This window comes from Pseudoalteromonas sp. MMG007, assembly GCF_018100985.1.
In the GTDB taxonomy this organism is placed as follows: Bacteria; Pseudomonadota; Gammaproteobacteria; order Enterobacterales; family Alteromonadaceae; genus Pseudoalteromonas.
Genome location: NZ_JAGJEI010000012.1, coordinates 129,192 through 136,787 on the forward strand (window position 1 = coordinate 129,192; position 7,596 = coordinate 136,787).

A 7,596-nucleotide genomic window follows, 5' to 3' on the forward strand; every position below is an offset into this window, starting at 1 on the left:
TAGTTATAATAGCCGAAAAATAAAAGCCGGAGTTTGGAATGAAATACCTATTTATATTGTTTGCTTTAGTCGCCCAACCTGCACTTGCACAGGAGCGCGTTATTAGCGCGGGCGGCACCCTTACTGAAATAATTTACGCGTTGGGTAAACAAAATACCCTTGTAGCGGTTGATCAATCTAGCATGTACCCGCAGCAAGCTACGCAATTACCGCAAGTGGGGTATTACCGCGATTTAGCGGCAGAAGGCGTGCTTTCTATGCGCCCAACTACTTTGCTAGCACTTGAAGGCACAGGGCGAAGCCAAGCACTTAAACAAATTGAGGCAACAGGGGTTAACGTAATTCATTATAAAAAGCCTACTTCTGTTAACGAGCTACTTGCGCTAATAAAACACCTTGGTGACGATTTAAATGCCAAGCAAAAAGCACAAACACTTATTACTAAAATTACAAACTCACTGCCTGTAAAAGCAAAAACGCAAACGCACAGTGCGCTATTTTTACTCTCCGCTAATGAGCGCGGGCTTGTTGCTGCAGGGCAAGAAACCGTGCCTAATTTACTATTTAGCTATGCAGGCATTACCAATATAGGTGCTACGCATTCGGGCTTTAAAGCAATTAACACTGAGGTGCTTGCTGTAAACCAGCCCGACTTTTTAGTCGCCCCAGCCCACGTTGTACACAGCCTTGGCGGTAAGCAGGCTTTTTGTAAGCAACCGAACCTACGCTTATTAAAAGCCGCGCAAAGCTGTAACTTACTTGTAATGGATAGCTTGCTTTCGCTTGGCATGTCGCCACGTATTGCCACAGCAATTAATGAGCTTAGCGAGTACAAAGCCCACTTATGAACACCCTAACGTTAAGCCGCTTTGTGCCCATAACACTTAGCCAACCCCATAAATGGATGCTATTAGCCTCTGTTTGTATTTTTGCTTTGGCGCTACTGAGTATAGGGTACGGGCCTGCCGGATGGGATTGGCGTTTAGCCATTGCTTGGCTTTCGCCCGAGTACTTTAATCAGTTTGATGCGCTGCAAATTAACGTGGTTATGCAAATACGTTTGCCACGTTTTATGCTTGCTGTGTTTGTAGGGTTGGTGCTTGCCCAAACAGGCACGTCAACGCAAGCGCTGTGCCGCAACCCATTGGCCGACCCATCTATTATTGGCATTAGTGCAGGTGCAGCTATGGTTGCTGTGGCGTTTATAGCACTTAGCGCTCAGTTTAATTTTAACGCTCAGCTGTATTTACCTTATGCCTCGTTTTTAGGAGCGCTTGGTGTAACCTCGCTGGTATATTTTATTGCCAAGCAACAAGGGCAAATTAATATCACCACACTTATATTAGTGGGGGTGGCTATTAACGCATTGGCCTTTGCGGTTATTGGGCTACTGAGCTTTTTTGCCGACGACAGTGCATTACGATTAATAAATTACTGGACCATGGGCTCATTAGGCGGAGCAAGCTGGGGCACAATTATTCAAGCTGCGCCTTTACTGCTTATTAGCCTTGTTGGCCTTTGGCGATTAAAAGAACCAATGAACTTACTTCTTATTGGCGAGTCACAAGCTCAGTACCTAGGAGTAGACACTAATAAACTTAAATTATATGTAATTATACTCGTTGCATTAGGAGTAGGTGCAGTTGTAGCGCTTACTGGTTTAATAGGGTTTGTTGGTTTAGTAGTCCCGCATATTGCTCGCTTAATGGTGGGGCCACATTTACGTAATATGCTGCCGCTTTGTATGTTAATTGGCGTGGTGGTATTGCTACTTTCTGACTGGCTAGCACGCATTGTGATCATGCCAGCCGAGCTACCTATTGGCATTATTACTGCGTTATTGGGTGCGCCATTGTTTATTTATTTAATTGTTAAAAATAAGCGAGGGTGATCATGATCGCGTTTAACAACTTAACTATTGGCTTTGGCAACCATACCGTTTTAAACACCATTAATGGCAGTGCTAAACAAGGGCAACTTGTTGCACTACTTGGTGAAAATGGCGCGGGTAAATCTACCTTGCTGCATACCTTAGCAGGTATGCACTCCTTTACAGGCAGTGTACTTTTTAATAACAAGCCGCTGGCCTCTCACGCTAAAAAACGCCTTGCCACACAGCGCGCAGTAATGATGCAAGCAAACCACGTAGGGTTTGATTTTACTGTATTTGAGCTTATTGCAATGGGCCGCTACCCGTATGTAGAGTCATTAAAAATGCAAAGCGAAAAAGTACATAAATACGCTGCAATTATGGATTTAAGCCATTATTTAACTCGCCGCGTAAGTGCGCTTTCGGGCGGGGAGCAACAACGCGTGCATATGGCGCGTACTTTAGCGCAGCTAAATGCCTTTACACAATCGTGCGAGCCAAAACTCATGCTGCTTGACGAGCCTACATCAGCACTTGATATGCGCCACCAACATGCTTTGCTCAGCTGCGTTAAAGCCTTTGTAGAGCAAGGTAACAGTGCCATTATTGCAATACACGATCTAAATTTGGCCAGCCTTTATGCAACCAATGCTATTTTACTGCACAACAAAAAAGTGCTGCAAAGCGGGCCTATAAACACCGTATTAACTGAACAAAACTTACAACAAATGTACGCCATGAAACTGCACGTAAATCCTCATCCTTATAACGATGCACCCATGGTTTTTTCTCAACGTCAGGAGTTTTTATGAGAGAGCAAGCATTAAACGATGCACGCACCTTGGTTTACAAAACCAATGCCGGTGTTATGTCGACTATTTCTAATAATTTACGCGGCTACCCGTTTGGCTCAGTAACACCTTATATGTGCGACGAACAAGGCCGTGTTTACTTTTTTATTAGCGATATAGCCCAGCATACTAAAAATCTAAAACACGACTCTCGTATGAGCCTCACTATTTTTGATGCCGCTGACTACGGCGATCAAAACGAGCACGGGCGAGTAACGCTTGTAGGCGATGGCTCTATTGTGCCAAGTGAGCAAGCACACACTTTACTTAATAACTATATTGCCCTATACCCGGAAGCCGCTAGCTATCGTAATGCGCACGACTTTCAATTATGGCAATTAGACGTAGTACGCGTGCGCTACATTGGCGGCTTTGGCAAAATATTTTGGCTTGAGCAAAACGAATGGCAAGGCGAGGCAAAAAACTGGGACGAAGGCCAGCAGCAAAGTATGATTAACCACATGAATGACGATCATCAAGATGCTATGTCGCTCATATTAATGCAGCACTACAACGTGGCTGATAACACCCCAATAATGAGCGGCCTATTACCCACTGGCTTTTATATACAAAGCCAAAAGCGTAACTACTTTATTAACTTTAAAACCCAGTGCAACAGCCCGTTAGAGGTACGTAAAGCGCTGGTTGAGCTAACCAATCAAGCCCGAAATAACTAAACTAAATACATGACGACATAGTTAACCTGAGCCCTAGTTAAGAGGTTCAGCAACTATGTCGTTATTTTATAAGCAAGCTGTTTGCTCGCCTCGCTTGCCTAAAGCCTTAAAAGCCGCTTGTTGATGTTCTTTTTGCACATAACGAGGTGGCAAAGGGTTAACCTGCAACTGATACCCATTTTGATTTGCTTGCACACTTGTTACCGGCGATATCCAAACAACATTTAACTCTGGCGCTAAACGCTTAATAACACGCGCTATACCTTCGCCATTTTTTACATGAAAATCGCCCGCTATATGCATTACCTGCGCATCTTTATGATTATTTAAATAGTTAACAATAGACTCCCCCATGGTTTCATCCCATGTAACTTGTGCTGCATAATAGTTTTGATTTTGACTGGGCGAACCATGGTGCATTGATGCCATAAAGCGTTGTTTATAATCACTGGGGGATGTATCAATAGTGGCTGCAGTGTAGCTTTGCTGTGTTTCATCAAGCTTATTTACATAACTTACCCCTTGCCTGCCAATACACGTAACAATATTTTTAGGCGCATTGGCAGCTATTACATCGCTATTGCTCGCTTTAGCCAGCTCTATAAGCGCCCGATAATCGCTTTTGTAATTGGGCCACGCTTGGGTGTTATCAATTAAGTATTGCTCGCCAATTTCACCCTTAACGTACTGATTTAAAATAGGCTGATCGGCACGGCTAAACTGCTCAAGCGAAAGGGCAGTGCGTTTATTGCCTCTACTTAATTGCTCAAATAACTCAGCCTGAAATAAATGCACGCCCGGGTGTGTATGCCATTCACCTACTAAAACCACATCGGCATTTAATAGCGTGGGCTCTAATAATAAAGAGCTAACAGACTTTGCTTGTGCATTATAAAGTGCTGAGTAATATAACGATGAGCTTTTAACAGGCGGCACAGTGGTTGTACTACAACCACCCAAACCCATAACTAACGCCAGAGTTAACATAGACTTTTTCATACAAACCTTTCAAAACCCGTTAATACAAATAATTATCAATATCATATATTTATAATACGTATTAAGCCAGCCAAAAACAGGACAAAATAAATAAGCAATGAAGATCATATAACGCATTGTAGAGTGCAACTGATAGGCAGTTATGAGCGTTAGCTTAGTCATAATAAGAGGATACTTTCCCCTTTTTCACATGTTTATATGAGTTACAGAAAGCATAATATTTATAACTGGCAATCACTTACACTATTTGCTATTAATGTAAGCTCACAAAATAAGGACGTTTTCACGCTAAAATAGGGAAAGTGTCCTCTGATAAAGCTGTTAAGTGTCTCAAGGAGTATTAATGTTCTGCACGAATTGTGGAGAAGAAACGGATTTAAACATTAGGCACTGCCAACATTGCCAATTTGACCTAATACACGTTCAGTCACTTTTAGACGAAGATGATATTGACGATGACATTGAAGATGAATTTCGAAGCGCTTCGGAATGCGCTAAAAGGTGCATTGTATTATATGCTCTAAAATCCGTAGCACATGGTGCTGATGCAAAGTCTGTTGTTACTTGGTTACAAACTGAAAAGTTATGGTCTACTGTAAGTAATGTAGAGAAATCTTTCTTCTTATCTACAGCCCCAACTGAGATCCAAATAATAAATGCTTCTTGGCGAATTGAGGCTTTGCAAATATTGCTATGGGCTTTAGGTAAAGAAGTAAATGTCAGTGATTTATCAACTATGTGTGATTCAGCTCGGGTAGATTCGATATGTAACTTTTATTTAGAAAGTACAATACCATTTATTGAGTCGGCAACGTTAATTTCTGAATCAGAAATCTATGATGTTAACGAACTGATTTACGAATCACATTGGAAAATTCGAGATGCGCAAATAAATAGTAAATCGCTAGATAAAACATATGATTCAGGTGTGATTATGGAGAGACATCACGCTATTAATTGGTTAATGGGGTATTGTGGGCAAGAATGGGATGATGTCACAACCGACACTTAACAAGCCATTAAACAGGGACAAAAAACAGTTGGCTTTTGCTCCTACGTCGCTTATTTTAGCCAACAATTTTTTGCCCGTTAATGGGGCGTTAGGTGAATATGGAATATCCCGAAACTAATGTAGTCCGTCAAACTGCTTACAAAAAAAGGTTAAAGGTTGGCGACGTTTTTCGACTTGAGTACCCAGAAAAGAAATATATATTTGGTCGTATTATGACATTAGACTCTGAGGTGGGTGGTTTTCCTGATTGCATCAAAATTCATATATACAATGTAATTAGTGAACAGATTGAAATTCCAAAAAATCTAATTCAAGAACCATTGTTAGTTGCTCCTGTATTTATAAATAAACTCGGATTCTCTAGGGGCTATATGCCAGTAATTGGAAACATCGCTGTTGAACCGAATCAAAACGATGATGGTGCTTGTTACTTAAAAGTATTTCCCAGCTGTTGTCATGTGGATGAAGCTGGTAATGAAATAGAAGAAAACGAATTAGAAGGTGTCTGGGGGCTAGGTAATTATCGAACAATGGACGATTCAATTAGCAAAGCTCTAGGAATCCCAGAAGCTCCAGATGAAGATGATGAATAATTCACCTAAAAAACTGTTTAACAAGGACAAAATACAGTTGGCTTTTGCTCCTTCGTCGCTTAATTTTAGCCAACTTTATTTTGCCCATTAACAGGGCGTTATGTGCCTTAAAGTAGAGTACCCAAATGAGTGTAGAGTTATCATCTGCTGTATACGTAAGTGATATAGCGACTTTCAAAGCGGAGAACGATAAAGATAGCATTATTGAATTTTTGAAACAGAGATATGAGGAAAGGTTTATAGCTCCTTTTGAAAACAACTCTCTCAAGCATGGATTTTCCATGATGGCTGTATCTTGCCTAATGGTTGAATCTTTGATCTCGATGCAGAAAGGAGTGAATGAAACTTCGGACATGAGAGACGATGAAAATAAGAAAATATATCCTTCAAAGCTTTTCGAGGAATTTTTTACTAATTCTAACCACCTTAATTCATTTACTGGCTTAGGTTACGAGTTTTATAAAAACATCCGTTGTGGAATTTTACATCAAGCTGAAAGCACTAATGGATGGAGAGTGCGAAGAGATGGTAAGTTAGTTAATAAAACAGATAAGGTTATTAATGCGACTAAGTTTTTAAAAGCTCTAAAAATGGAATTGAGTGACTATTTAGATCTATTAAATAACTCTGATTTTACAGAACAAATCTGGGTTAATTTATTTAAAAAAATTGAGTTTATTATTGATAACTCAATTTCCGAATAACACATAACAAGATAATTGGACTCCCAACTTCTACACTTAAGTAGAAATTATTTTTCGGAGTTCAATTATGAATAAGTTAAGAATTGGTGTCGATTTAGCTCATAAATTAATACAAGTTTGTAGTTCTACAAATAATAAAGTGCACTCAAATAATGAGATGACACTGCAACAATTTAGTGAGTACTTGATATCGCTTAGTCCTTCAACGATTATTTTTGAGGCCTGTGCGAGTGCTAATTATTGGCATCAATTTGCAACTTCACTTGGTCATAATTCTCTACTAATATCTGCGCGATTAGTTATGTCTGTTCGTCAAAGTCAAAAAACAGATAAAAATGATGCTTTGGCTGTTTTACAAGCATCGCTGTTACCAGATGTTCACTTTATTACTGCAAAATCAATTAATGAACAGCAAGCGCAATCAATGCTCAAATTGAGAGAGCACAGTGTTAAACAAAAAGTAGCGCTTAAAAATCAACTCACAGGTTTACTGCGTGAATTTAATATAAGCAGTGGTCGCTCAATAAGTCAGTTTGTAGGTACAATCCAAGATACATTGGAAGATGCCGAAAATGGTTTTTGTGATGCATTTAGAAAAATGCTTAAAGTATCATTGGATTTATATTTAACGTTAACTGAAGCAATCGCGACCTATGATTTAGCATTGGCTAAATGGGTTGATGAAACACCAAGCTGTAAAAAACTAATGCGCCTAGAAGGGGTTGGGATTTTGAATGCCATTCATCTTTTTATTAATTTGTCGTCGGGTGAATTAGCCAGGTTTAAAGCGGGCAAAGATGCCGCTGCTTGTATAGGTTTGACACCGACTCAGCACAGCTCTGGTGGTAAAGTAAGTTTAGGTAGAATAAGTCGGCGTCGAAATACAACAC

General features: G+C 40.2%; 9 protein-coding genes. 8 read left to right on the forward strand and 1 reads right to left on the reverse strand.

The features are described from left to right. The first annotated feature begins 38 nt into the window (after positions 1 to 38). The 4 genes from J8L71_RS14155 to J8L71_RS14170 are packed head-to-tail and all read left to right on the forward strand — an operon-like array spanning position 39 to position 3,398. A complete protein-coding gene (locus tag J8L71_RS14155) occupies positions 39 to 848 on the forward strand; it encodes an ABC transporter substrate-binding protein (RefSeq protein ID WP_211001097.1) in 810 nt (269 codons plus the stop codon). After that, positions 845 to 1,891: an iron ABC transporter permease gene (locus J8L71_RS14160; protein ID WP_211001098.1), complete on the forward strand. Its 1,047-nt coding sequence runs from the start codon at positions 845 to 847 to the stop codon at positions 1,889 to 1,891. Before J8L71_RS14155 ends, J8L71_RS14160 begins: the two co-directional genes overlap by 4 nt. Before the next feature lie 2 nt (positions 1,892 to 1,893). Then, on the forward strand, positions 1,894 to 2,682 hold the full coding sequence (locus J8L71_RS14165; RefSeq protein WP_211001099.1) for a heme ABC transporter ATP-binding protein: 789 nt from the start codon (positions 1,894 to 1,896) through the stop codon (positions 2,680 to 2,682). Further along, positions 2,679 to 3,398, forward strand: coding sequence for a DUF2470 domain-containing protein (locus J8L71_RS14170; RefSeq protein WP_211001100.1), 720 nt, complete (start codon positions 2,679 to 2,681; stop codon positions 3,396 to 3,398). The genes J8L71_RS14165 and J8L71_RS14170 overlap by 4 nt, the downstream gene beginning before the upstream one ends. Positions 3,399 to 3,464: 66 nt before the next feature. On the opposite strand, the gene J8L71_RS14175 is transcribed toward J8L71_RS14170, so the two are convergent. Next, positions 3,465 to 4,397, reverse strand: coding sequence for a ChaN family lipoprotein (locus tag J8L71_RS14175; protein WP_211001101.1), 933 nt, complete (start codon positions 4,395 to 4,397; stop codon positions 3,465 to 3,467). Positions 4,398 to 4,740: 343 nt separating this feature from the next. Between J8L71_RS14175 and J8L71_RS14180 the strand changes: the two genes are divergently transcribed. The 4 genes from J8L71_RS14180 to J8L71_RS14195 form a co-directional block, all read left to right on the forward strand. Beyond that, positions 4,741 to 5,409, forward strand: coding sequence for a DUF4272 domain-containing protein (locus J8L71_RS14180; protein WP_211001102.1), 669 nt, complete (start codon positions 4,741 to 4,743; stop codon positions 5,407 to 5,409). A 98-nt stretch (positions 5,410 to 5,507) separates the two neighbouring features. Next, the gene (locus tag J8L71_RS14185; protein WP_165742223.1) at positions 5,508 to 6,002 is read left to right on the forward strand and encodes an Imm26 family immunity protein; all 495 of its coding nucleotides are present in this window, start codon (positions 5,508 to 5,510) and stop codon (positions 6,000 to 6,002) included. 125 nt (positions 6,003 to 6,127) lie between these two features. Then, positions 6,128 to 6,706, forward strand: a complete 579-nt coding sequence (locus tag J8L71_RS14190; protein WP_211001103.1) for a hypothetical protein — start codon at positions 6,128 to 6,130, stop codon at positions 6,704 to 6,706. Positions 6,707 to 6,773: 67 nt separating this feature from the next. Further along, positions 6,774 to 7,596 (forward strand): IS110 family transposase (locus J8L71_RS14195; RefSeq protein WP_211001104.1); only part of this gene is annotated, 823 nt, incomplete at its 3' end.

Bases quoted from the DNA above. Each gene is read 5' to 3' on its own strand.
- J8L71_RS14170 (WP_211001100.1), top strand. From the start codon at position 2,679: ATGAGAGAGCAAGCATTAAACGATGCACGCACCTTGGTTTACAAAACC.
- J8L71_RS14155 (WP_211001097.1), top strand. From the start codon at position 39: ATGAAATACCTATTTATATTGTTTGCTTTAGTCGCCCAACCTGCACTT.
- J8L71_RS14180 (WP_211001102.1), top strand. From the start codon at position 4,741: ATGTTCTGCACGAATTGTGGAGAAGAAACGGATTTAAACATTAGGCAC.
- J8L71_RS14165 (WP_211001099.1), top strand. From the start codon at position 1,894: ATGATCGCGTTTAACAACTTAACTATTGGCTTTGGCAACCATACCGTT.
- J8L71_RS14190 (WP_211001103.1), top strand. From the start codon at position 6,128: ATGAGTGTAGAGTTATCATCTGCTGTATACGTAAGTGATATAGCGACT.
- J8L71_RS14175 (WP_211001101.1), bottom strand. From the start codon at position 4,397: ATGAAAAAGTCTATGTTAACTCTGGCGTTAGTTATGGGTTTGGGTGGT.
- J8L71_RS14160 (WP_211001098.1), top strand. From the start codon at position 845: ATGAACACCCTAACGTTAAGCCGCTTTGTGCCCATAACACTTAGCCAA.
- J8L71_RS14185 (WP_165742223.1), top strand. From the start codon at position 5,508: ATGGAATATCCCGAAACTAATGTAGTCCGTCAAACTGCTTACAAAAAA.